17 protein-coding genes are annotated in these 22,363 nt (G+C 66.8%); 5 read left to right on the top strand and 12 right to left on the bottom strand.

The features are described 5' to 3' along the window. Window positions 1–124 precede the first annotated feature (124 nt). The 11 genes from WFK98_RS07265 to WFK98_RS07215 form a co-directional block, all read right to left on the bottom strand. Window positions 125–3,226 carry an efflux RND transporter permease subunit gene (locus tag WFK98_RS07265; RefSeq protein ID WP_336799769.1) on the bottom strand — a complete coding sequence of 1,034 codons (3,102 nt, stop codon included), beginning with the start codon at window positions 3,224–3,226 and terminating at the stop codon, window positions 125–127. 53 nt (window positions 3,227–3,279) lie between these two features. Next, a complete protein-coding gene (locus tag WFK98_RS07260) occupies window positions 3,280–4,410 on the bottom strand; it encodes an efflux RND transporter periplasmic adaptor subunit (RefSeq protein WP_266340111.1) in 1,131 nt (376 codons plus the stop codon). Window positions 4,411–4,597: 187 nt separating this feature from the next. Further along, complete coding sequence (locus WFK98_RS07255; protein ID WP_336799768.1) at window positions 4,598–5,251, bottom strand: flavin reductase family protein; 654 nt, start codon at window positions 5,249–5,251, stop codon at window positions 4,598–4,600. Beyond that, a complete protein-coding gene (locus WFK98_RS07250; protein ID WP_336799767.1) occupies window positions 5,248–5,997 on the bottom strand; it encodes a GntR family transcriptional regulator in 750 nt (249 codons plus the stop codon). The genes WFK98_RS07255 and WFK98_RS07250 overlap by 4 nt, the downstream gene beginning before the upstream one ends. Window positions 5,998–6,174: 177 nt before the next feature. Continuing rightward, window positions 6,175–7,659: an amidohydrolase family protein gene (locus tag WFK98_RS07245; protein WP_336799766.1), complete on the bottom strand. Its 1,485-nt coding sequence runs from the start codon at window positions 7,657–7,659 to the stop codon at window positions 6,175–6,177. A 12-nt stretch (window positions 7,660–7,671) separates the two neighbouring features. Further along, window positions 7,672–8,685: an ABC transporter ATP-binding protein gene (locus tag WFK98_RS07240; protein ID WP_336799765.1), complete on the bottom strand. Its 1,014-nt coding sequence runs from the start codon at window positions 8,683–8,685 to the stop codon at window positions 7,672–7,674. Beyond that, window positions 8,678–9,697 carry an ABC transporter ATP-binding protein gene (locus tag WFK98_RS07235; RefSeq protein ID WP_336799764.1) on the bottom strand — a complete coding sequence of 340 codons (1,020 nt, stop codon included), beginning with the start codon at window positions 9,695–9,697 and terminating at the stop codon, window positions 8,678–8,680. The genes WFK98_RS07240 and WFK98_RS07235 overlap by 8 nt, the downstream gene beginning before the upstream one ends. Then, the gene (locus WFK98_RS07230) at window positions 9,694–10,887 is read right to left on the bottom strand and encodes an amidohydrolase family protein (RefSeq protein WP_336799763.1); all 1,194 of its coding nucleotides are present in this window, start codon (window positions 10,885–10,887) and stop codon (window positions 9,694–9,696) included. The genes WFK98_RS07235 and WFK98_RS07230 overlap by 4 nt, the downstream gene beginning before the upstream one ends. Window positions 10,888–10,895: 8 nt before the next feature. Next, window positions 10,896–11,843 carry an ABC transporter permease gene (locus tag WFK98_RS07225; RefSeq protein ID WP_336799762.1) on the bottom strand — a complete coding sequence of 316 codons (948 nt, stop codon included), beginning with the start codon at window positions 11,841–11,843 and terminating at the stop codon, window positions 10,896–10,898. Continuing rightward, the gene (locus tag WFK98_RS07220; RefSeq protein ID WP_336799761.1) at window positions 11,833–12,822 is read right to left on the bottom strand and encodes an ABC transporter permease; all 990 of its coding nucleotides are present in this window, start codon (window positions 12,820–12,822) and stop codon (window positions 11,833–11,835) included. The genes WFK98_RS07225 and WFK98_RS07220 overlap by 11 nt, the downstream gene beginning before the upstream one ends. An 89-nt stretch (window positions 12,823–12,911) precedes the next feature. Then, window positions 12,912–14,489: an ABC transporter substrate-binding protein gene (locus WFK98_RS07215; RefSeq protein ID WP_266340102.1), complete on the bottom strand. Its 1,578-nt coding sequence runs from the start codon at window positions 14,487–14,489 to the stop codon at window positions 12,912–12,914. 346 nt (window positions 14,490–14,835) lie between these two features. Between WFK98_RS07215 and WFK98_RS07210 the strand changes: the two genes are divergently transcribed. From WFK98_RS07210 to lexA, 5 genes are all read left to right on the top strand, one after another. Then, complete coding sequence (locus WFK98_RS07210; RefSeq protein ID WP_336799760.1) at window positions 14,836–16,032, top strand: ROK family transcriptional regulator; 1,197 nt, start codon at window positions 14,836–14,838, stop codon at window positions 16,030–16,032. A gap of 66 nt (window positions 16,033–16,098) precedes the next feature. Continuing rightward, window positions 16,099–16,917, top strand: coding sequence for a PIG-L deacetylase family protein (locus WFK98_RS07205; protein WP_336799759.1), 819 nt, complete (start codon window positions 16,099–16,101; stop codon window positions 16,915–16,917). A 274-nt stretch (window positions 16,918–17,191) separates the two neighbouring features. Then, window positions 17,192–18,097, top strand: coding sequence for a glycosyltransferase family 2 protein (locus tag WFK98_RS07200; protein WP_266340099.1), 906 nt, complete (start codon window positions 17,192–17,194; stop codon window positions 18,095–18,097). Further along, a complete protein-coding gene (locus WFK98_RS07195) occupies window positions 18,084–18,845 on the top strand; it encodes a hypothetical protein (RefSeq protein WP_336799758.1) in 762 nt (253 codons plus the stop codon). The genes WFK98_RS07200 and WFK98_RS07195 overlap by 14 nt, the downstream gene beginning before the upstream one ends. A gap of 227 nt (window positions 18,846–19,072) precedes the next feature. Then, a complete protein-coding gene (lexA, locus tag WFK98_RS07190) occupies window positions 19,073–19,777 on the top strand; it encodes a transcriptional repressor LexA (RefSeq protein ID WP_266340097.1) in 705 nt (234 codons plus the stop codon). On the opposite strand, the gene WFK98_RS07185 is transcribed toward lexA, so the two are convergent. Beyond that, on the bottom strand, window positions 19,771–22,251 hold the full coding sequence (locus WFK98_RS07185) for a ComEC/Rec2 family competence protein (RefSeq protein ID WP_336799757.1): 2,481 nt from the start codon (window positions 22,249–22,251) through the stop codon (window positions 19,771–19,773). The genes lexA and WFK98_RS07185 overlap by 7 nt on opposite strands. Between the last annotated feature and the right edge of the window lie 112 nt (window positions 22,252–22,363).

Below are 22,363 nucleotides of genomic sequence, written 5' to 3'. Positions count from 1 at the left end.
CGCGACAAATCCCCTGATACCGCCGGTTGCGCGGCGAGCGGCAAGCCGACACCTTCCACTACGGAAACCGGCGCGCGAAAACTTGTACGCCGTCACCACCCTCTCCGCGAAGCGGATCCCGTCCTCAGGCTTCGGCCGGCTTGGCGCCGGCAGCTTCCGGCTTGCCGGCCGGCTCCGACTCGTCGGACGCTTTGTGATGCTCCGCCGCGATCAGGAGATAGACGGCCGGCACGACGAACAGCGTGAAGAGCGTGCCGATCGTCAGGCCGCTGGCGATCACCAGTCCCATGTTGAAGCGGGACACGGCCCCTGCCCCGGTCGCCGTGATCAGCGGGATGACGCCCAGCACCATCGCCGCCGTCGTCATCAGGATCGGCCGCAGGCGGATGCCGCAGGCCGCCTCGATCGCCTCGCGCTTCGACTTGCCGGCCATCTGCTCGGCATTGGCGAATTCGACGATCAGGATGCCGTGCTTGCTGATCAGCCCCATCAGCGTCACCAGCCCGACCTCGGTATAGATGTTGAGGCTGGCGCCGCCGATGCCGACGCTGATGAAAAGCAGCGCGCCGGCGATCGACATCGGCACCGACACCAGGATGATGACCGGATCGCGGAAACTCTCGAACAGGGCCGCCAGCGCCAGGTAGATGATGATCAGCGCGAAGCCGAAGGTGACGAGGAAGCCCGAGGATTCCTGGATGTACTGGCGCGACAGGCCGCCATAATCGACCGAGTAGCCCTGCGGCAGGGTGCGGACGGCGAGATCCTGCAGGAACTTCAGCGCGTCGGCCTGCGCCACGCCGGGCGCGGCGACGCCCTGGATCGTCGCGCTGTTCAGCTGCTGGAAATGGTTGATAGATTCCGGGATGACCTTGGTGGTGATCGAGGCGACCGTCGAGAGCGGGATCGGCACGCCGTTCACCACGCCGACATAGTAGTTCATCAATTGCTGCGGGTTGAGCCGGCTCGCTTGCTGCACCTGCGGGATCACCTTGTAGGAACGGTTGGCGAGGCTGAAATAGTTGACGTAGCCGCCGCCCAGCATCCCGCCCAGCGCCGCGCCGACCTGGCTCATGTTGAGGCCGAGCTGCGCGGTCTTGTTGCGGTCGATCTGGACCACGGATTGCGGGCTGTCGATCTTCAGGTCGCTGTCGAGGAAGATGAAGAGCCCGCTCTTCAGCGCCGCCTGCAGGAAGCCCTGCGCCACGTCGTTGAGACGCTCGAAGCTGTCCGTCGTGCTCAGCACGAACTGGATCGGCAGGCCCTGGCTGCCCGGCAAAGGCGGCAGTTGGAAGGCGGCCGCGCGTACCCCTGCCACGCCGTTCAGCTGCTGCTGGATCACCGGCTGCAGATCGTTGGTGGTGCGGGTGCGCTGGTCCCAGGGCGTGAACACCATGCCGGCGATCGAAGTGCTCGGCGCGTCGATCTGGAACACATGCGCGGTTTCGGGATAGCCGGCCATGATGCCGTGGACCTGGGACGAATAGAGCAGCTTCTGCTGCAGCGTGGCGTTCGGGGCCGGCGTAGACGAGGAGATGATGACGCCCTGGTCCTCCTGCGGCGCCAGCTCGCTCTTGGCGGTCGAATAGAGGAAATAGATGCTGCCGAGCACGATCAGCGCGAAGGTGACGGTGACCGGCAGGTAGCGGAAGCTGCCGCGCAGCCAGCGCTCGTAGCGGTCGCGGATGCGATTGAAGATGCGGTCGATCAGGCCGGCGAAGCGGTCCTGCCAGCCGCGCCCGTCATGGTCGCGCGCCCGCAGGATGCGCGAGCACATCATCGGCGACAGCGTCAGCGCCACGACGGCCGACATCGTCACCGCGCCGACCAGCGTGAAGGCGAATTCGGTGAACAGCGCGCCGGTGAGGCCGCCCTGGAAGCCGATCGGCACATAGACCGCGACGAGCACCACGGTCATGGCGAGGATCGGCCCGCCCAGTTCGCGCGCCGCCGCGATCGCCGCCGGCATCGGCTGCACGCCCTCATCCAGATGCCGGTTGACGTTCTCGACGACGATGATGGCATCGTCGACGACGAGACCGATGGCCAGCACCAGCGCCAGCAGCGTCAGGAGGTTGATCGAGAAGCCGAGGGCCAGCATGACCGCAAAGGCGCCGATCAGCGACAGCGGAATGGCGATGGTCGGGATCAGCACCGAGCGCAGCGAGCCGAGGAAGGCGAAGATCACCAGCGTGACGATCACCAGCGCCTCCAGCAGCGTCAGGATCACCTCGCGGATCGAGCTGTTCACGAAATCGGTCGAGTCGTAGACGATGGCGCCGCGCAGGCCGGCCGGAAGCTGGTCGTGGATCTCCGGGAACACCGCCCGCACGCCGGCGATGACGTTGAGCAGATTGGCGCCCGGTGCCACCTGGATGCCGATATAGACCGCCTGCTTGCCGTCGAAGGCGACCTGCGATTCATAGTCGTCGGCGCCGAGCGAGACATTGGCGACGTCCTTCAGCCGGACGATGGCGCCATTCGCCGATTTGATCACCAGATCCGAGAACTCGCGGACATTGTGCAGGCTGGTCGAGGCGGTCAGGTTGACCTGGACCATCTGGCCCTTGGTGGTGCCGAGCCCTGCGATATAATCGTTCTGCTGCAACGCGTTGGCGACGTCCGTTGCCGTCAGGTTGTAGGCGGCGAGCCTGACGGGATCGAGCCAGGCGCGGAGCGCGAAATTCTGGCCGCCGAGGATCTCCGCCGTCTGCACGCCGGGCACCGCCTGCAGCTTTGGCTGGACGACGCGGGTCAGGTAGTCGGTGATCTTGTTGCGCGGCAGCGCGTCGCTGTCGAAGCCCATATACATGGCGTCGATCGTCTGCCCGACCTTCACGGTCAGGACCGGCTGCTGGGTGCCGGAGGGCAACTGGTTCAGGACCGAGGCGACCTTGGTGTTGATCTCGGTCAGCGCCTTGTCGGCGTCGTAGTTCAGCCGGAGATAGATGGTGATGACGTTGACGCCGGTCTGGCTGGTCGAGCTCATGTAGTCGATGCCATTGGCCTGGGCGATGGCGTTCTCCAGCGGCGTGGCGATGAAGCCGGCGATGACGTCGGGATCGGCGCCGTAATAGGTGGTCGTCACGGTGACGACGGTGTTCTCGGTGCGCGGATATTGCAGCACGGGCAGCGAGCCGATGGCGCGAAGGCCGAGCACCAGGATCATCAGGCTGACGACGATCGCCAGGACCGGGCGGCGGATGAAGAGATCGGTGAAGTTCATGGCTCACCTGGCTCACCTTGCCCCGGGAGGCGGCAACCGCCCCGCCCGAGGCATCATTTGTCGACCGGCCTGGGGTTGGCTTCATTGGCGGGCTGCACCGTGTTGTCGACATGGACGGGCGTGCCGTTGCGCAGCTTCAGCTGGCCTGCCGTGACGACGGTCTCGCCCGCCTTGACGCCGTCGAGGATCGCGACCTGATCGCCGCGCGTCGGCCCGGTGGTGACGAAGGCCTGCCGGGCCACGAGCTGCGGCTGGCCGTTGGCATCCTTGCCCTTGTCATCGACGAGATAGGCGATGTCACCATAGGAATTATAGGCGATCGCCGTCTGCGGCAGCGTCACATAGTGCTGCGGCGCCGCCGTCTCGATGTCGACGGTGGCGAACATGCCCGGCAGCAGCAGGAAGTCCTTGTTCTCGACGGAGGCGCGGATCTGCACCGTCCGCGTCGCGGTATCGACCTGCGCGTTGATCGACGACACCTCGCCCTTGAAGCTGCGGTCGGGGAAGGTGTCGACCTTGGCGGTGACGGGCTGGCCCTTGCGGATCGCGGCCAGCGCCTGCTGCGGCACGTAGAAATCGACATAGATCGGATCGAGCTGCTGCAGCGTGACGATCGGCGTCCCGGCCGGGAGATACTGGCCGAGATCGACCTGGCGGATGCCGAGCCGGCCGGAGAACGGCGCCTTGACCGACTTGTAGTCGACCAGCGCCTGCTGCTGGTCGGCGAGCGACTCGGCGCTCAACAGGTTGGACTTGTCGGTATCGACCTGCTGCTGCGCGATCGCCTGGTTCTTCAGGAGGCGGCTGTCGCGCTCGAAGACGATGCGCTGCAGGTCGGCGGTCGCCTTCAGCGCGTTCAGGTGGGCGATGTCGTCGGAAGCCTCCAGCTCCAGCAGCAGGTCGCCCGCCTTGACGTCGGCCCCGGATTCGAAATGCAGGGCCGAGACGATGCCCGGCACCTCGGCGCTCAGATTGGCGCCGTTGACCGCCCGCACGCTGCCGACCGCCTCGAGGGTGGAGCGCCAGTCCTGTGCCGTCGCGACCGTCGTCGACACCGTCTGCGGCGGATTGGCGAGCGACGCCATCACCTTCTGGATCATCGACGCCTTGAACAGCTGGAAGCCGAAGACGCCGCCGAGGACCACGCCGGTCAGCACCAGCATGATCACCATGCGCTTGATCATCTCGCCACCTTCGCGAAGTCGGCCGGCAGGCGTAGCGCGGCGATTGCCGGTAACCCTTAGCGATATAAGGCGACGCGAGGCCGGGTCGAGTTCACCCCTCGCCTTCCAACGCTCCGCGATGTCGCAGCCGGTGGCGCCTCAGTCGGCGAGGCGGAGCGAAGAAGAACCTTGCATGAGCGGGATCGAGCTATTTTCTGCCGTTCTGCCATTCGGCGACGGATTGGGTCTTGATGTCGAACTGCGCCCGGGTCGAGGCATAGGTGTGCCCGCCCATCCGGCCTATGGCGTCCATCTTGATCTGGTCGACGTGCAGGCTCTCGCGATCGACGGCGTCCTCGCGGACGAAAACGCCGAGCACCTCGCCCAGGATGATCTCGCGTGCGTGCCCGAGCTCCAGCGTCATGTAGCGCTTGCATTCGAGCGCCGCCGGCGCCTCGAGGATGCGCGGGCTGCGGACGTTCAGCCCTGGCACGGTGGTCAGGCCGGCCTCGGCGATTTCGTCGACCTCGGGGCCGAACTTGATCGCACAGATCTCCATCTGCTTGACCAGCGCTTCGTCGACGATGTGGACGGTGAATTCGCCCGTCTCGAGAATGTTTCGCGCCGTGTCCTTGAAGCGCATGTCGTCATAGTTCTCGACGCCGATGGCGACGATGGCGGGATCATGCGTCAGCACGTTGAAGAAGCTGAACGGTCCGGCGTTTCGGCGGCCGTTTCGGTCGACGGTGCTGACGAAGGCGATCGGACGAGGGATGACCGTGCCGATCAGCAGCTTGTAGCGCTGGCGCTCGGTCAGCTCGGCAAAGTCGAAATGCAGGTGGCTCTGGGCGCGGGCGTTCATTTGGAACTCGCCGTCTTGCTGGGCTTGGCGGTGGGCTTGGGTGCCTGGCGGGCGGTGACGGCCGCGGCGTAGTGCGACAGCACATCGCCGAGCGCAGCCGGCTTCTCGTCGTCGCCGCCGAGCAGGGCGCGCCGCTCGACGGCGCCGATATGCGTGTTCATGATGGCGACCGCCTCCTCGGCCTTGCCGGCGCTCAGCGCCGCGATCAGCGCCGAATGCTCCTCGATGGCGCAATCGGACGAGTGCGGCCGGCCGAAGACAGCCAGAATCAGCGAACAGCGCGTGATCAACTCGCGCAGATAGCGCTCCAGCAGGGCGTTGCCGCTCAGATGGGCCAGCCGCAGGTGAAACTCGCCTGCCAGATGGATCGAGACGCGCTCGTCCTGACGGGATCGGGCTTCGTCTTCCTGGCGCAACAGGCCCTCGAGTTCGCTGGCGAAAGCCGGTTGCCAGCGCTTCGCCACCAGACGGACGGCCTCCGCCTCCAGCGCGCGCCGCACGCCGAAGACGTCGCGCGCCTCGGCGAGGGTCGGCTGCGCGACCGTGGCTGTGCGCTTCGGATGAGCGTCGACGAGGCCCTCTGCCTCAAGCTTGGCCAGCACGGCGCGGACCAGCGTGCGGCTCATGGCGAACTGCTCGCCGATCACGTCCTCCGGCAGCTTGGTGCCAGGCTTCAGGGCCTGTTCGATGATCGCCTGCCGGAGCGCCTCATGGGCAACTTCGATACGCGGAGACGGGCGCGCCATGGGAAGACCTCTTGTCCTCGGAACATCATTCCACGCGTACAAGATATAGCCTTCTTAGTATACAAAAATCGATCGAAATGCCGCTTGAATAGGCAGTCACCGAGGTATCGGATCCCATCCGCGCCAATCCGGTCGCCGCAGCCCTGCCCAACGCGATCGATCCGTGGCCGGACCGGCTCAGGAATTCGGCGCCTCAACGATCGGGTAGGCAGAGGAAAAGATCTCGCGCACAGGCGGATGGCCGATGGTCCGTTCCGGGTACTTCGCCATCAGGCCCTCGAACTGGGCTTGCGCGCGGGCGCTGTCGGCGGTGAAGTCGACGCCGGGAATGGCGCGGTCTTCCATCACGGCCCGGCCGTCGACGAAAACGCTGCGCACGTCGCGGCCGCTGCCGGTCAGCATCAACGTCTGGATCGGGTCGATGACCTGGCCCAGATCCGCATTGCCGAGATCGAACACGGTGATGTCGGCCCGAGCGCCGGGAGCGAGGCGACCAAGATCCGGTCGTCCCAGCGCATCGGCGCCGCCGAGCGTCGCCGCGTCGAAATAGTCCTCGGAGCGGAGGTTGGAGATCGTACGGTCGAGTACCCGCGAGATCATCATGCCGACCTGCATGTTGAGGATCATGTCCGGCGGCGCCGTGTCGGTGCCGAGCGCCATGCGCAATCCCATCGCCTTGTGGCTGGCAAAGCTCGCCAGCGCATCGCCATGCCGGGCGGCGACCAGCGGGCAATGGACGACCACCGCGCCGCGCTCCAGCAGGGTTAACAGATCGTTACCAGGCTCATCCATATTGCGGGACGGGCTGACATAGGTGCCATGCGGCAGCAGCGTGTTCGGCGTCAGGAAGCCGAGGCTGTCGAGCCATTCGACCGCGGTCTTGCCGTGCAGGCGGCGGACCGTGTCACGCTCGAACCGACCCTGATTGCAGTGCAGCCGTACCGGCACGCCAAGATCGCGCCCGGCAGCGGCCGTCTGGCGCAGCAGTTCCGCCGTGCAGGTCTCGATGCGGTCGGGGGCGAGCATGGTGCGGATGCGTCCCCCTGCCCTGCCCTCGAAATCGCGGCAGAAGCGGATGGCGTCGGCGAGACCGGCGAGGCCGCGCGGCTCGTCGAAATAAAGGCTGATGGCGCCGTCGTCGTCGACGACGGGATTGCCGGTGCGATAGGCCGGGCCGAGATAGATGCGGAGGCCGAGGTCCTCGGCGGCGTGGGCCGCGTCCGCGAACTCCGCATAGGTCTCGCCCCATTCCCGGTAGTAGAGCGAGGCGATCGGCATGGCGGTGGTGATGCCGTTGCGGATCAGGCGCGAGAAGGCGTGGCGCTTCTGGAAGGCGAGCTCGTCCGGGCTGTACATCTCGTATGGCCCGCGATCCATGTAGCTCTGCGGCCAGGTGCGGCCCTTCTGCCAGTCGGGATGGTTGTCATAGGAGAAGACGGTGGTGTCGAGGTCGGAAAGGGCGTCGAGATCGATGAAGCCCGGGCTGATCAGTGCATTGCCGTAGTCGATCCGCCGCGCGACCTCGCCGGGAAAACCATGGCCGACGAAGATCACCTGACCGTCCTCGAAGACTATTTCGCCGCGGTGCACCAGCGTGTGCTTGCCGTCGGCGTGGCCGACGATCCATTTGGCCTGGAGCAGCGTACGCGCCCGATGGTCCATTCGACAGTCCTTTCAGTCCGCGGATACGGCGGCGATGCCGGGGGTGGTGGAAAGGCGGGCGACAGCGAGCGGGAAATGGCAAGCGATGTCGCGACCGTCCTCGTCACGGACCATCGGTGGAGACACCTGCCGGCATAGGTCCCGCGCATGGGGGCAGCGGGGATGGAAGGTGCAGCCTGGCGGCGGATCGATCGGACTGGGCACCTCCCCGGCCAGGGGCTGGCGGGCACGATTGGGCGCCTCGAGGTCTGGAATCGTGTCGATCAGGAGGCGCGTGTAGGGGTGGCGTGGATTGCGGAACAGCATCTCGGTCGGCGCCTGCTCGACGATGCGGCCGAGATACATGACCGCGATCTGATCGGAGGCATGCCGCACGACGGCGAGGTTGTGGCTGATCAGCAGATAGGTGAGACCGAACTCGCGCTGCAGGTCCATCATCAGGTTGAGGATCTGCGCCTGCACGGACACGTCGAGCGCGGAGGTCGGCTCGTCGCAGACGAGGAACTCCGGCTCGGTCGCGAGCGCGCGGGCGATCGAGATGCGCTGACGCTGGCCGCCCGAGAAGGCGTGCGGATATTTCTCGCCATCGCCCTGCGCCAGGCCGACGAGGCCCAGCAGTTCCGACACGCGCGCGTCGACGGCGGCCGCGCCGCGACGCAGACCGAGTTCGCGGATCGGCTCGGCGATGATGTCCTTCACCCGCCAGCGCGGGTTCAGGCAGGCATAGGGATCCTGGAAGATCATCTGCACGCGCATCCGGCCGTCCCGGCCGGCGCCATGGGCGAAGTTCATCTCGCCGCGCGTCGGATGATGAAGCCCGACCGCGAGACGTGCGATCGTCGACTTGCCGCAGCCGCTCTCGCCCACGATGGCGAAGGTGCTGCCGCGAGACACGCTGAAGCTCACGCCGTCGACGGCCTTGAGGATGCGCTTCGGCTTGCGTTCCAGCACGCGCGTCAGCCACGGGGCCGAGACATCGAACCAGCGGGTGAGGTCCTGGACTTCGAGGGCCGAGGGATCAGGCATAGGAATGGCTCTCTTCCGCGCGCCAACAGGCGACCTGGCTTTCGCCGAACGACCTGAGTTCCGGCCGTTCATCGCACTTGGCGATCCGCTTCGGGCAGCGCGGGGCGAACGCACAGCCGGACGGCACGGCGCCCGGCCGGGGCATGGAGCCGTCGATCTGCACGAGCCGCTCGCGCCGGCGGTTGAGGCTCGGGATCGAGCCGATCAGGCCGGCCGTATAGACATGCCGGGGCGAGCCCAGCACGTCCTGGATCGGCCCGATCTCGACCAGCCGCCCGGCATACATCACCGCGACGCGGTCTGCGGTATCGGCGATGACGCCCATATCGTGGGTGACGAGCAGGATGGCGGTGCCGTGCTCGCGGCACATCTTCTTCAGCAGCGCGGTGATCTGCGCCTGGATCGAGACGTCGAGCGCCGTCGTCGGCTCATCGGCGATGATCAGCTTCGGATCCGCACAAAGCGCCAGCGCGATCACCACGCGCTGCCGCATGCCGCCGGAGAACTGGTGCGGATAGTGATCGATGCGGACATCCGGCGCGGGGATGCCGACCGCCTTCAGGAGGTCGAGCGCGCGGGCGCGGGCTGCCGCGCGCGACATCGGGAGATGGGTGAGGATGGTTTCGGTCAGCTGGTCGCCGATCCGCATCAGCGGATCAAGCGAAGTCAGCGGGTCCTGGAAGATGGCCGCGATCGTCCGGCCGCGCAGCTTGCGCATCTGGTTGGCCGGCAGGGCGTCGATGCGCTTGCCGTCGAAGGTGATCTCGCCCTCGACGACCTGGCCGGGCGGATCGATGAGCCCGATGATGGCGTTGCCGGAGAGCGATTTACCAGCGCCGGATTCGCCGACCAGTCCCAGGATCTCGCCCGGCGCCATGTCGAAGCTGACGCGGTCCAGCGCGCGGGCGCGGCCGCGCCGGGTGACGAATTCGACGCTGAGCCCGCGCACCGTGAGCAGCGGGGCCTCGAGCCTTTCGGGCAGGGCGGAGCGGGCGAGCGGCTGGTGCATCATGCCGCCTCGACCAGGGCTTCGCCGTCGCGCGCCACGACCCGGCCGCGCTTCACCACGAGCTTGCGCTGCGGCAGGGTGACGACGGCTTCGGTCAGCGTGCGACCCTCGACCAGAACGAGATCGGCGAAGTCGCCGACTTCGAGGCCGTAGTCGGGCAGGCCCATGACGGCGGCGCCGCCGAAGGTGCAGACATCGAGCGCCCGCTCCACCTCGGTGTCGCGGCTCAGATTGTTGCGGTCGGCGAGGATCTGCGCGCGCTGCAGCATGTCGGCATTGCCATAGGGGTTCCAGAGGTCGCGCATGCCGTCCGTGCCGGAGCAGAAGGCGATGCCCGCATCGAGGGCGCGGATCAGCGGCGGCACGGAGACGCCGGCCGGGCCGGTCGACATCAGCATGACGCCTGCTCCGGCGATCTCGTCCAGCAGTCTGCCGACGCGCAGATAGTCGTTCATGCCGAGCGAGAAGGCGTGACTGACGGTGACCTTGCCAGCGAGCCCGTGGGCGCGGGTCCGCTCCAGGATCATGCCGAAAGTGAAGAGGCCGAGCTCGCCCGGCTCGTGCAGGTGGATGTCGATCGGCTTGCCATGCCTGACGGCGAGATCGAACACCACGTCGAGATGACCTTTCGGATCGAAATCGATGGCGCAGGGATCGAGCCCGCCAACGATGTCGGCGCCCTGCCTGAGCGCCTCGTCCATCAGTTCCACCGTTCCCTTGCGGATCATCATGCCGGACTGCGGGAAGGCGACGATCTGCAGGTCGATCACGTCGGCATAGCGCTCGCGCGTGGCGGCGACGTCCTCGAGGCCAGCGAGGCCATAGGTGGTGTCGATGTCGACATGGCTGCGGATGGCGGTGGTGCCGCGCGCGATCGACATCACCACCTGCCGCGCCGATTGCAGCGCCGGGTCGAGACCGAGCACGCCCTTCATCTCGCGCTCATTGTCGATCTTGGAACGGATATCCGAGGCGACGACGTTCTCGACCCAGTCCATGCCCAGCAAGGTCTTGTCGAGGTGGGTATGCGCCTCGATCAGCCCGGGCAGCAGCAGCGCGCCGCCGCCGTCCTCGACGAGAGCGCCGTTCGCCGGCAGGTTCGTCCCCATTGCCGCGATGCGGCCCCCGGCGACGGCGATGTCGGTAGCCGCCTTGCCCAGCGGACGGACGTTGCGGATGACGAGATCGGTCATGGTGGTGCCTATTTCAGTTTGGGGTTGAGCGCGTCGCGCAGCCAGTCGCCGAGCAGGTTCACGGCCAGGATGATCAGGGTGAGCTGGAGCGCGGGGAACAGGACGATCCACCAGGTGCCCGAGAAGAAGAACTGGTTGCCGATGCGGATCAGCGTGCCGAGCGAAGGCTGGGCGCTGGGCATGCCAACGCCGAGGAAAGAGAGCGTCGCCTCCGCCAGGATGGCGAGCCCCAGATTGAGCGTCGCGGTGACGAGCGCCGCGGTCAGAACGTTCGGCAGGATGTGGCGCAGGATGATACGGCGGCGCGGAACCTTGATGATGCGCGCGGCGAGCACGTATTCCTTGCCGGCCTCGACCATGGTGGCGGCGCGGATCATGCGCGCATAGACGACCCAGCTGGTGAGCGCGAGGGCGACGACGAGGATCAGCGGCGCCGCCGCATCGCGATAGGCGACCGGCAGAAGGCCGCGAAACAGCGCACTGATCAGAATCGCGACCAGGAGCGTGGGGATCGACATGACCGCATCGGCTATGCGCATCAGGAAATTGTCGAGCGCGCCACCGACATAGCCGGCCAGCAACCCGACGAATACGCCGATCGTCATCGACAGCGCCACGCTCGCAACCCCGATGACGAGCGAGATGCGCGATCCGTAGACGATGGCCGACAGGATATCACGACCCTGCATGTCGGTTCCGAGCAGATAGGGCATCTGGCCGCCATCGACCCAGATCGGCGGCAGGTTCGCCTTGTCGAGATAAAGCTGGGTGATGTCGAAGGGGTTCTGCGGCATCAGCCACGCCGCGAAGAGCGAGGTGAAGGCGACGATCGCCAGCAGCGCGGCCGAGAGCATCGCCATCGGGCTGTGGCGGAAGCTCCAGACCAGATCGCTGTCCAGGAAGGTCGCGAGGCGCGCGGCGAGGCGCGACCGGGCCGGCGAGAGTTCAGTGGCCATGACCGCCTCCGCGCACGAGCTGATCGACGCGCGGGTCGACCACGACATAGATCAGATCGACGATCAGATTGATGGTGATGAAGATGAAGCAGACGATCATGAGGTAGGCCGCCATGACCGGGATATCGACGTACTGGACGGACTGCACGAACAGGAAGCCCATGCCCGGCCACTGGAAGACGATCTCGGTGACGAGCGTGAAGGCGATCAGGTCTCCGATCAGCATGCCGGTCATGGTCACTACCGGCATCAGGCAGTTCCGCAGCCCGTGCCGGAAGTAGATCGCGCGGGCCTTGAGGCCGCGCGCCTTGGCGAAGCGGATGAAATCGGTGCGCAGCACCTCGAGCATCTCGGCTGTGACCAGCCGCATGATGAAGGAGATCTGGAACAGGGCCAGCGAGATGGCCGGCATGACCAGCGCCGCCCGGCCGCTTGGGGTCAGGAATCCCGTCGTCCAGAAGCCGAGATCGACCACCTTGCCGCGTCCGAAGGCCGGCAGCCACTTGAGTTCGATCGAGAAGACGAGGATCAGCATGATGCCGATGACGAAGGCAGGCACCGAGACGCCGATCATCGAGATCAGGTGGCAGATTCGGGCCATGACCGTGCCGCCGCGGATGGCCGCGAAGACGCCGAGCGGCAGGCCGATCAGGAGCGCCATGATCGAGGATACCAGCACCAGCTCGAAGGTGGCGGGGAAGCGCTCGGCGATCACCTCCATGACGGGCATCTGGTTGCGGTAGCTCATGCCGAATTCGCCGCGCGCTGCGTTGAAGACGAATTTCGCGAACTGGACCGGGACCGGGTCGTTGAGGCCCAGCCGCTCGGTGAGCATGTCGCGCTCTTCCTGGGTCGCCTGCGGGTTCAGCATGAGCTGGACCGGATCGCCGAGGAACTTGAAGATGGTGAAGGCGAGCAGCGCCACCGCCAGGATGACGAAGATGGCATTGACCATGCGCTTGATGATGAGCAGCAGCAACGGCGTGTCTCCAGCGGAGCAGAACTTCGACCGCAATCAGGATGGACCGCCGCGCCAGACGCGGCGGTCCCGAGGGGACGCGGCGCAGGCTACTCCGTCATGCGGGTCAGCCAGTGGCGGGGCTTGTTGTCGGAGAGCTGCAGGACGCTCTCGATGTTGGCGCCGGTCGCCCAGGCCATCGGCTGCTGGTGAACCGGAATGAACATCGACAGCTCGTTGGCGCGCAACAGTGCCTTGGCCTGCAGGGCGAGGCGTTCGTCGCGATCCACGGTGGCGCCGGCCTTGTCGATCAGCGCGTCGATCTCCGCATCCTTCCAGCCGCCCCAGTTGAACACACCGGCATTGCCCGTCTTGGAGTGAACGACCTGAACAAGGATCGAGTAGCTGTCGATCATCGGCTCATTGGCCCAGCCCAGCGTGCCGACATCGAACTGGCCGGCGTCGAACTTGGCGTCCTGGATGGTGGTCGGGCCGAGATTGAGGTTCGGACGCAGGCCGACACGGGCCCACATCGCGGAGACCGCCTGGCAGATCTGTTCCTCGTTGACGAACTCGGTATTGCGGCAGAGGAACGAGAATGAGAAGCCGTCGGGATAGCCGGCCTCGGCCAGCAGCTTCTTGGCGAGTTCCGGATCGTAGCTGAGACGTTTGTCGAGCTCGGGCACATAGCCCGGGATGGAGGGCGAGACGAGAGAACCGGTGGTGCGGGAGAGGCCCGCCATCACGACCTTCTGGATCGCATCGGCGTCGATCGCGTGATAGAGCGCCTGGCGGACCTTGATGTCCTGCAGCGGGTTCTTGTCCGTCACGTCGGATTCGAACGCCTTGGGCGTCTGGTTCATCACGAAGAAGATCGTGCGCAGCTCGCTGTTCGACAGAACCTTGAGGTCGGGAGACGCTTCAAGGCGGGGTATGTCTTGCAGCGGCGCCTGGTTGGTGAAGTCGATCTCGCCCGAGATCAGCGCCGCGACGCGCGTCGCCGCCGAGGTGATCGGCGTCATGACGATGCGGTCGACATTGTGCTGGCGCTTGTCCCACCAGTCCGGATTGACCTCGAACACGGTCTCGGCGTCGGGCTTGCGCGAGACGAACTTGAACGGACCCGTGCCGTTTGCATGGCTGGTGGCGTAACCCTCGACGCCCTTGGCGACGTCGGTCGGAGCTTCCGCCTTGTTCGTGACCAACCAGCCCTGATCGAAGATGTGGATGTTGGTCAGGTCATTCAGCAGCAGCGGGTAGTTCTCGGTGACGACGATGTCGACCGTGTAGTCGTCGACCTTGCTCGATGAGACATAGGAAGGCAGGTTGCCGCGCAGGGGCGAGTTCGGGTCGCTGACGCGCTTCAGCGAGGCGAGCACGTCGTCGGCGGTAAAATCGGCGCCGTCATGGTATTTGACGCCCTTGCGCAGGTGAAAACGCCAGGTCGTCGGATTGACGACTTCCCAGCTCTCGGCCAATGCCGGCTCGATCTGCAGCTTGCTGTCATAGCGCACCAGGCCCTCGTAGACGTGGTTGAGCACCGACAGCGTGAAGGTGTCACCGAACGAGTACGGGTCCATCGAGACGATGTCGCGCTGCGGCGCCCATCGCAGGGTTCCCGCCTCGGCAGGGGCGATGAACACGCCCGCCAATAGCGCCGCCAGCGCGGCTGATCTCCAAGCCATCATTTCTGTCTCCTGATCTGGAAGGAAGTCTGCCTGTTTTTTCATTGGCCCCATTCCGGGGCTGAGTTGGTCCGGAGCGTTTCCGCCCGGCCTGTATTTCTTCGATAACGCTAACGTGTACGATCCAACTGTCAATTGGGTACTAAAAATAAAGTCTTCGCGTACGAGAATTCAAATAAACTGTATACGATATGGCCGCCGGCTTCCGCGCAATGCGCCCATCGCGAGGCCGGGTCTCCAAGGCGCAGCTCGTTTTTGAGGCCGAGGGGCCCATCAGATCTGGTACGCTTGACAGGCCGAGCGAATTACTCGTAACAGACTGTAAAGAAAGTTACCAGACAGTAGTTGGATGGAAATGCAGGCACTCTCCGGCAGCCCACGGTTGCTGCGAAATCTCAACGAACGCGCGGTCCTGAAGCGCCTCCTCTCGGAGGGGCCGCTGACGCGCATGGAGCTGGAAGCCTTCACGGGCCTGTCCAAACCGGCCATGTCGGAGCTTCTGCGACGCCTGGAGGCGGCCGAGCTGATCCGGCGCGACGGCGAGAAGGCCGGCAGCTTCGGGCCGAAGGCGGGGCTCTGGTGCATCGAGCCGGCCTCGGCCTTCGTCGGCGGCATCGACGTCTCCGTGCATGGCATCCACGCAGCCATCGCCGACATCGCCGGGCAGACGATCGCCACGGTGAATCGGCACGGCAAGCCGGGCGAGCGCTACGACGCGCGGGAGCGTCTGGTCGACGTCATCGACGACGTTGCCCGCCAAGCCGGAATTGCTGCGCGCGACATCGATCAGCTGGTCGTCGGCCTGCCCGGCATCGTCGATACCGAGAGCGGCAATCTGCGTCGCGGCCAGCAATTGCCGAACTGGGAAGGCTTTCATATTCCCGAGGCGCTTGAAAGCGTCGTCGGCCACCGCCGCGTGATCATCGAGAACGACGTCAATCTGGTCGCGCTTGAAGAGATGTCGGCCGGCGCGGCCGAGGGCGTGCAGTCCTTCATCCTGTTCTGGATCGGCGACGGCGTCGGCGCCGGCGCCGTCATCGGCGGCAAGCTGCTGCGCGGCTACACCGGCATGGCCGGCGAACTGGGCGGGACGATGGTTCCCGATCGGCTCGCCGCGCCGGGCGAGACCGTACGCATGGCGCTGCTCGAGGACCTTCTAAGCCCGGCCTCCGTCGCAGCGCTCGCTGCCGAGCATGGACTCGACGGCGAGGATGCCGCCGCCGCCATCGCGCGGGCTGCCGGCGGCGACGGTCATGCGGCCTTCTTCGCGGACCTTTCCTACCGGGTCGCGGCCGGGCTCACCGGCGCGATCGGCATTCTCGATCCCGAGATGGTGGTGCTGGGCGGAGCGATCGGCCACGCGGCTGGCCGTCGACTTTCGCGCGGCGTGGCCCAGGTCCTGGCGAGACTGCCGATCGCAATGCCGCAGATCGCCCCCTCGGCCGTGGGTTCCAATGCGGTCAGGGCCGGGGCCATCGAGCTGGCGCTCGACCATGCCCGCGAGCGGCTGTTTGCCGGCGGCAGCGCCGCGCGCGGCCAGCCCTGAGAGCCCTCCCCCTCACCCCATCCATGGCGCGCCTGCGCCGAGGTCGTCGCAAGGAAAAGCGCCCCCATGACATATCCGCTGAAGGTCATCGTAGTGAAAGCCCATCCCGACGAGGCGGAGCTCTATGCCGGCGGGACCTGCGCGCGACTGGCGGACAAGGGGGCGGCGATCAAGTTCCTGTCGCTGACCAATGGCGACGCCGGCCACTATGAAATGGCGCGCAAGCCCCTGAAGCGGCGCCGTGCGCGCGAAGCCTATGCCGCCGCCCGCCATCTCGGCGTGCTCGACTACGAGATCCTCGACATCCATGACGGCGAGTTGATGGCCGACATCGCGGTGCGGACGGCGATCATTGCCTCGGTGCGTCGCTGGCAGGCGGATCTCGTGATCACGTTTCATGACGAGCAGCCCGGCCATATCGATAATCGCATGGCAGGACGGGCGGTTCGCGACGCCTCGGGCTTCTTCACCAATGGCAATGTCGTGCCGGCCTACCCGCCGCTCGCGGTCGCGCCAGTCTGCCTGAAGATGACGGATTATGGCGCGTTCGCCACCCACCAGCACGAAGTGGTGGTGGACGTGGACGCCAGCATCGAGCGCAAGCTAAGAGCCTGCGCCGAGCACGCCACCCAGTTCTTCGAGTTCGCGCCCTTCGAACGTGATTTTAGCGACAAGGTCCCGGCGAGCGAGGATTGGGCCGTGCGGCGCGAATTCATCCTGACGCACTGGCATGAATTCATGTCGGCCGACGTGATGAGAGAGGAAATCCTGGCCAAGTACGGTCCGGAGCACGGCTCAAGGGTAGCCCATGCCGAGAGCTTCCAGCTCGCCGACTATGGCCGGCACGTCGATGCAGCCGCCGTGCACACGCTCCTCGGCCTTTGAAGTCGACATGGAGCACGAGGGTCCGATGCCCCCCGGCGTCCGCAGCGACGGACGCCGATCAAGCTGGCCTGATCGCCAACGCCGGGTCTAGTTCAGCCCTGCCGCCGGGTTCCGCGCCCGCGCTGCGCGGGTGTGACGTTGGTCACTCCATTCCGGCCGGCCCCGGCTGCTATGCTCGGCCGGTGCCATCCTGGAATGGATATGGACGGCGGGGGCAGTGGCGAGGAAGGGTGGGCGCAGGCGCCAGCTCCCGGGACAATCCGGGGAGATATCCTTGAAGGCGAATGACATCGCGACGATCGTGCTCAGCTACAGGGCGCAGTCGAACGTGATCGGGGCTGTCAGATCGCTGCTGGAACAGGGCGAGCCCACGGGGATCGTCGTCGTGAATTCCGGTGGCGGCTCCGTCCGCAACGTGCTGCGCGCCGAAGGCATCGAGGTTCCGTGCCTCGACTATCGGGAGCGCCTGTTCGCCGGTGGCGCCCGCAACCGGGGCATAGCCGAAACCAGCGCGCGCTACGTGGCGTTCCTCGCGGCCGACTGCCGGGCCCGTCCCGGCTGGATCCAGCACCGGCTCGCGGCGCATGGGGCCGGCGCGCGGACGGTGGCCAGCGCCATCGTCAACAGCGCCCCGCAAAGCCGGGTCGCCAGCGCCGCCCATCTCGGCATGTTCATGCGCCGGCTGCCTCGGCTGCCAGCCGAGAAGACGATCCGGTTCGGCGCTTCTTATGAGCGCTCGCTGTTCGACGAGTTCGGCCTGTTCGACGAAACCCTGAGAAGCGGCGAAGACACCGAGTTCCTTGAACGGTTGCCCGCGCCCCTAAGGCCCGTGTGGGATGGGCGCATCCAGACCGAGCATCTGAACGAGACGCGCCTTCTGTCCCTCCTGCGCGACCAGTTCTGCCGCGGCGTCCGCTACGGCAAGGAGCGCCAGCAGGTCTTCGGAGCCCGCCGGATCAAGATCGCGAAAGAAATCCTGCGTCAGCCGTCGCTTGCGCTCGAATTCGCGCGCCAGGGGCTCGAGGCAGACGAACTCGCGACCGTGCTTGAAGCCATGCCGATCCTCAGAGCGGCGCTCCTGGCCAGGGCCACCGGGGCCCTGCTTTCGGGTCTCCTGCCCTCCGACCTCGGCACAGGGCGCGCCACCGATTGCCGGGAATCCCTGCATGATAACCCTTAAGCGACTGACGCAGCCGCCGCGCCGTCCCTGGCTCACCCTGCGGCGCCGTCGTCCGCAGGTGTTCGCCGTCTTCAGCTACCGCTTCGACGCGCACCTCGTGCCGGACCTGCTCGCCAATATCGAGCCGATCGTCGATGGCTGGGTGGCGTTCGACGATCGCGCCGCCACGGGCGTGTTCAGTTCCGAGGCGGGCCGTCGCCGCATCCTGCTTCAGGAGGCACGAAAGGCCGGCGCGGACTGGATCCTCGCCGTTGACCCGGACGAGCGCTTCGAAGCCGGCGTGCGCTCCCGGATCAGACGACTGATGGCCGAGTCCGGTCGCGTCGCCTGGGGTTTTCGCTTCCGGGAAATGTACACGCCGACGACCTATCGCATCGACGGCATCTGGGGGAAGAAGATCCGCTATTGCCTGTTCACGATGTTCGACCCGGCCGAGCGCACGGACACGGGGCTGCACGACCTCTGGTTTCCCAGGGACGGCGGCTTCCAGACAAGGCATTGCGACCTTGACCTGTATCATCTCAAGATGATTGCCCCCGCACGCCGTCTGGCGCGGCGCGACCTCTATAATTTCCTCGATCCGAACCGCGCCGACCAGCCGATCGGCTATGACTACCTGGCCGAGGAACGGGACGCCGCCTTCGAGACGATCCCGCGCAACCGCCTCTACCACCCTGCCCATGTCGACGATGGCGGCCTATGGATGCAGGATCTCGGCTCGCTCCGGAAACACCCGATCGGCGAATAGGATACGCCTGCGGCCACCTCCCACGCCGGGGTCGACAGCAGACGACGACGCCCCGCCACGCCGTGCCTAACCGCGTGGGCCACCCTAGTCGCGCGTCCCGCGCGAACCCGGCCGCGCATCGCAAGCCATCGCCTTGCAGAACACATGGGGAACAGCTATCCTGTTCGTGTTTTGTACCTTGGCGATTCTGTCGTCATCCCTGGCAAGATTGGCAGCGCGAGAACGAGATGCTCACCCGGAAGCAGTATGAACTCCTCATGTTCATCCAGGAGCGCCTCAAGGAAGCGGGCGTCCCTCCCTCCTTCGACGAAATGAAGGACGCGCTGGACCTGCGCTCCAAATCCGGCATCCACCGCCTGATCAAGGCGCTGGAAGAGCGCGGCTTCATTCGCCGCCTGCCCAACCGGGCCCGCGCGCTGGAGGTCGTCCGCCTGCCGGAGACGATGACGCCGGCGATGGCGCGGCCGAAAAAGCAGGCCTTCTCGCCCAGCGTGATCGAGGGCAGCCTGGGCAAGTCCCGTCCGGTGGAGGACGTGCACGAGGCCGGCGAGCCGGTGATCATCCCGGTCATGGGCCGGATCGCCGCCGGTGTGCCGATCTCGGCCATCCAGACCCAGAGCCATGTGATCGCCGTGCCGCCCGACATGCTGCGCGGCGGCGAGCATTTCGCCCTCGAGGTGCGTGGCGATTCGATGATCGAGGCCGGCATCCTCGACGGCGACACGGTGCTGATCCGCAAGAGCGACAATGCCGATTCCGGCGACATCGTCGTGGCGCTGGTCGACGAGGAGGAAGCGACACTGAAGCGGCTCCGCCGCAAGGGCGCTTCGATCGCGTTGGAGGCCGCCAACCCGGCCTATGAAACCCGAATCTTCGGACCGGACCGTGTCCGTATCCAGGGCAAGCTGGTCGGCCTGTTGCGCACCTACTGATCCGCCGGCTCCGCTTCATAGGCCGGCATCCAGGGGCGCCGCACCGGCGGGTAGGCGGCGCGGAGCTCGAAAGCGACGGCCGGGCGCGGCGCGGTTGCGGCTGTGGTTTCCGGGGCCGCGGCCGGTGGTTCGGGCGCGAGCACGTCCTCGTCGTCGGCATTTCGCTCGACGAGGTCGTAGCGTGACGGGCCGCGTCCCGATGCGAGCCCGACGAACTCACCATCGGCGCCAAGAATTGACGGCTTCTGAGCATCCAGTTTCGAGGAATCTGGCTTCGGCGCATTGGGCACCGTGGCTTGCGGCGCCGGGCCCGGGGATTCCTCCTTCTCCGCGAACGACAGTGCGATCGAGCCGGTGCGCGCCAGCACATGGCGGTCTATGACGGCGGCATGGCGGGCGCAGTTTTCGGGCGCGGCGAGAGGTGTCACCACCAGCGAGGCGCGCCGGCAATCCTCCTCGAAGGCCGATCGGTCGAGCGCCAGCGCCACCCGCCGGCCGTCGGGCAACAATCCCACGCAGCCCGACGCATCGCAGCCGCCCGCCTGAACCACGCCCGCCTCCCTGGCGTCGCGGCCGTCACCGTCCGAACGCAGCCATATCTCGCTGATGAAGCGGTCCGGATCGCCCGCGACGATGCGATAGGCGCCATCCTCGCCCCGGATCGCCAGCTGCTTTCCATCCGCGGCGACGAGGATGCCGGGCCGCGCCGGCATCAAGGCGAGTGCGGTGCCGAGCAACATCGGCAGGAGGCCCAATAGCCGCCAGCGCTCGTGCCAGAGCGCCAGCCAGACGAAGCCGGCGACGAAGAGGAGCAGCGCGGCGGCGCCCGGCATGGCCGCGCCGCCGGATTGACCGGACCAGTGGCTGACCGTCGCCGAGACGCCGAGCATGCCGCCGATGCCCCAATCCATCACCCAGAGCGGCAAAGCCTCGAGCCCGAAGGGCATGGCGAGCACGGAGAGCAGCGCGAAGGGCATGACGAGAAAATCGGTCAGCGGCATCGCGGCGACATTGGCGAGGATCGACAGCGGCGCCATGCGCTGGAAGTGATAGAGCGCGAAGGGCGTGGTGCCGAGGCCGCCGAGCAGCGACGTCACCGCCATGCCGCCGACGAACAGGGCGAATTGCCGGGGGACGGCCGCCGCCCTGCTGCGGTTCCCAACGAGGCCGGGTTCGGCGCGGCGCCTGCGACGGTCGGCCAGGATCTCGAAGCCGGCGACGAGCGCCACCGTGGCGGCGAACGACATCTGGAAGCTGGCGGAAAGGATGCTCTCCGGCGTGATCGCGAGCACCAGCAGTCCGGCGAGCGCGACATTGCGCATCGAGATCGCGCGCCGGTCGAGCAGGACGGCGAGGAAGACGATCGAGGTCATGATGAAGGAGCGCTGCGCGGCGACGTCGAGGCCGGAAATCAGCAGGTAGAAGCCGCTGACCAGCAGCGCCGCGATCGCCGCCCACTTCTTGATGGGCCGCCGGAGCGCCAGCGACGGGATCAGCGCCAGCCCGGCCCTCACGCTCCAGAACACGACGCCGGTCACCAGCACCATGTGCAGGCCGGAGACCGAGAGCACATGCGCGAGGCCGGAGAGGCGAAGGTCGTCCTCGGTCTTCTCGGCCAGCCCGCCGGCGTCGCCGATGATGAGCGCCGAGGCGATGTAGCGGCTCTCGCCGTCGAGGCCGGCGACGATGCGGGCGCGGATCGCCTCGCGGACGGCCTCCAGCGGCTGGCGCAGGCGGATCGACAGCGGCGCTGGGCCGATGTCGGCCGGCCTGGCCGCGCCATAGGCGAAGCCCGTCGCGCCGATGCCGCGGAAATAGGAATCGCGGGCGAAATCATAGCCGCCCGGCAGCACTGGCCCCGAAGCCGGCCGAAGCCGCGCCAGAACGGAGACGCCGTCGCCGACATTGGGCGCCGTCTTGCCGCGCACGGTGACGGTGACCCGCTGCGGCACGGTCGTGACGCGCCTTGCGTCCAGGCTCGCGACCCGCAGCGTCAATCGGTATCCGCCACGCCGCGCCTTGCGGTCCTCGACCCAGCCCGTGACCGTCCCCGTCACCTGCCGCTCGAGCACCCGCGTCGCCAGATTGTCGGTGCGGAGCTTCATCGCGGCCGTGCCGCTCGCGGCCATCGCCAGCACGATGAGCAGGCGGACCGCGCCGGCGCTCTGCCGCCGCCAGACCGCGAGGGCCCAGAGCAGGACGGCGAGGCCCGCCAGCGCAGCGAAGGACGGCTCGGACGGCAGCGCGAAATAGATGAGGGCGCCGATGCCGAAGAGGACGGGCAGCCAGGGAAAGCCGCGCCCCGCCTCGATCTCGCGCTCCAGCCAAGCGCCGGCGCCGAGCTGCAGGCGGTCCAGCGCGGCAGCGGCGCGGGTGGCCGGCGAGGCGCCGCCCGGCACGAGCAGTCGGCGGGCGCGCAACGCGTCCGGCGGATCGCGCCCCCCCTCCTTCTCGCGCGGATCGAGCTCAGTCATGCCCCCGCCTTTTCGCAGCTGGGCAAAGCGGGCCGGGCGTTTCCAAACCCGTTTGGCCCCTGCGCGACCCTATGCTACATGACCTGCCGCAGATCGCCGAGTGGCGAGACTC

The sequence above is a fragment of the Kaistia sp. MMO-174 genome, from assembly GCF_037147815.1.
GTDB lineage: Bacteria > Pseudomonadota > Alphaproteobacteria > Rhizobiales > Kaistiaceae > Kaistia > Kaistia nematophila.
The sequence above is the reverse complement of the archived record's forward strand: the minus strand, read 5'-3'. Positions and strand labels throughout refer to the sequence as shown.

Coding starts and splice junctions, on each gene's coding strand:
- lexA (WP_266340097.1), top strand. CDS start 19,073: ATGCTCACCCGGAAGCAGTATGAACTCCTCATGTTCATCCAGGAGCGC.
- WFK98_RS07260 (WP_266340111.1), bottom strand. CDS start 4,410: ATGATCAAGCGCATGGTGATCATGCTGGTGCTGACCGGCGTGGTCCTC.
- WFK98_RS07245 (WP_336799766.1), bottom strand. CDS start 7,659: ATGGACCATCGGGCGCGTACGCTGCTCCAGGCCAAATGGATCGTCGGC.
- WFK98_RS07185 (WP_336799757.1), bottom strand. CDS start 22,251: ATGACTGAGCTCGATCCGCGCGAGAAGGAGGGGGGGCGCGATCCGCCG.
- WFK98_RS07255 (WP_336799768.1), bottom strand. CDS start 5,251: ATGAACGCCCGCGCCCAGAGCCACCTGCATTTCGACTTTGCCGAGCTG.
- WFK98_RS07230 (WP_336799763.1), bottom strand. CDS start 10,887: ATGACCGATCTCGTCATCCGCAACGTCCGTCCGCTGGGCAAGGCGGCT.
- WFK98_RS07195 (WP_336799758.1), top strand. CDS start 18,084: ATGATAACCCTTAAGCGACTGACGCAGCCGCCGCGCCGTCCCTGGCTC.
- WFK98_RS07250 (WP_336799767.1), bottom strand. CDS start 5,997: ATGGCGCGCCCGTCTCCGCGTATCGAAGTTGCCCATGAGGCGCTCCGG.
- WFK98_RS07205 (WP_336799759.1), top strand. CDS start 16,099: ATGACATATCCGCTGAAGGTCATCGTAGTGAAAGCCCATCCCGACGAG.
- WFK98_RS07265 (WP_336799769.1), bottom strand. CDS start 3,226: ATGAACTTCACCGATCTCTTCATCCGCCGCCCGGTCCTGGCGATCGTC.
- WFK98_RS07210 (WP_336799760.1), top strand. CDS start 14,836: ATGGAAATGCAGGCACTCTCCGGCAGCCCACGGTTGCTGCGAAATCTC.
- WFK98_RS07225 (WP_336799762.1), bottom strand. CDS start 11,843: ATGGCCACTGAACTCTCGCCGGCCCGGTCGCGCCTCGCCGCGCGCCTC.
- WFK98_RS07215 (WP_266340102.1), bottom strand. CDS start 14,489: ATGATGGCTTGGAGATCAGCCGCGCTGGCGGCGCTATTGGCGGGCGTG.
- WFK98_RS07235 (WP_336799764.1), bottom strand. CDS start 9,697: ATGATGCACCAGCCGCTCGCCCGCTCCGCCCTGCCCGAAAGGCTCGAG.
- WFK98_RS07240 (WP_336799765.1), bottom strand. CDS start 8,685: ATGCCTGATCCCTCGGCCCTCGAAGTCCAGGACCTCACCCGCTGGTTC.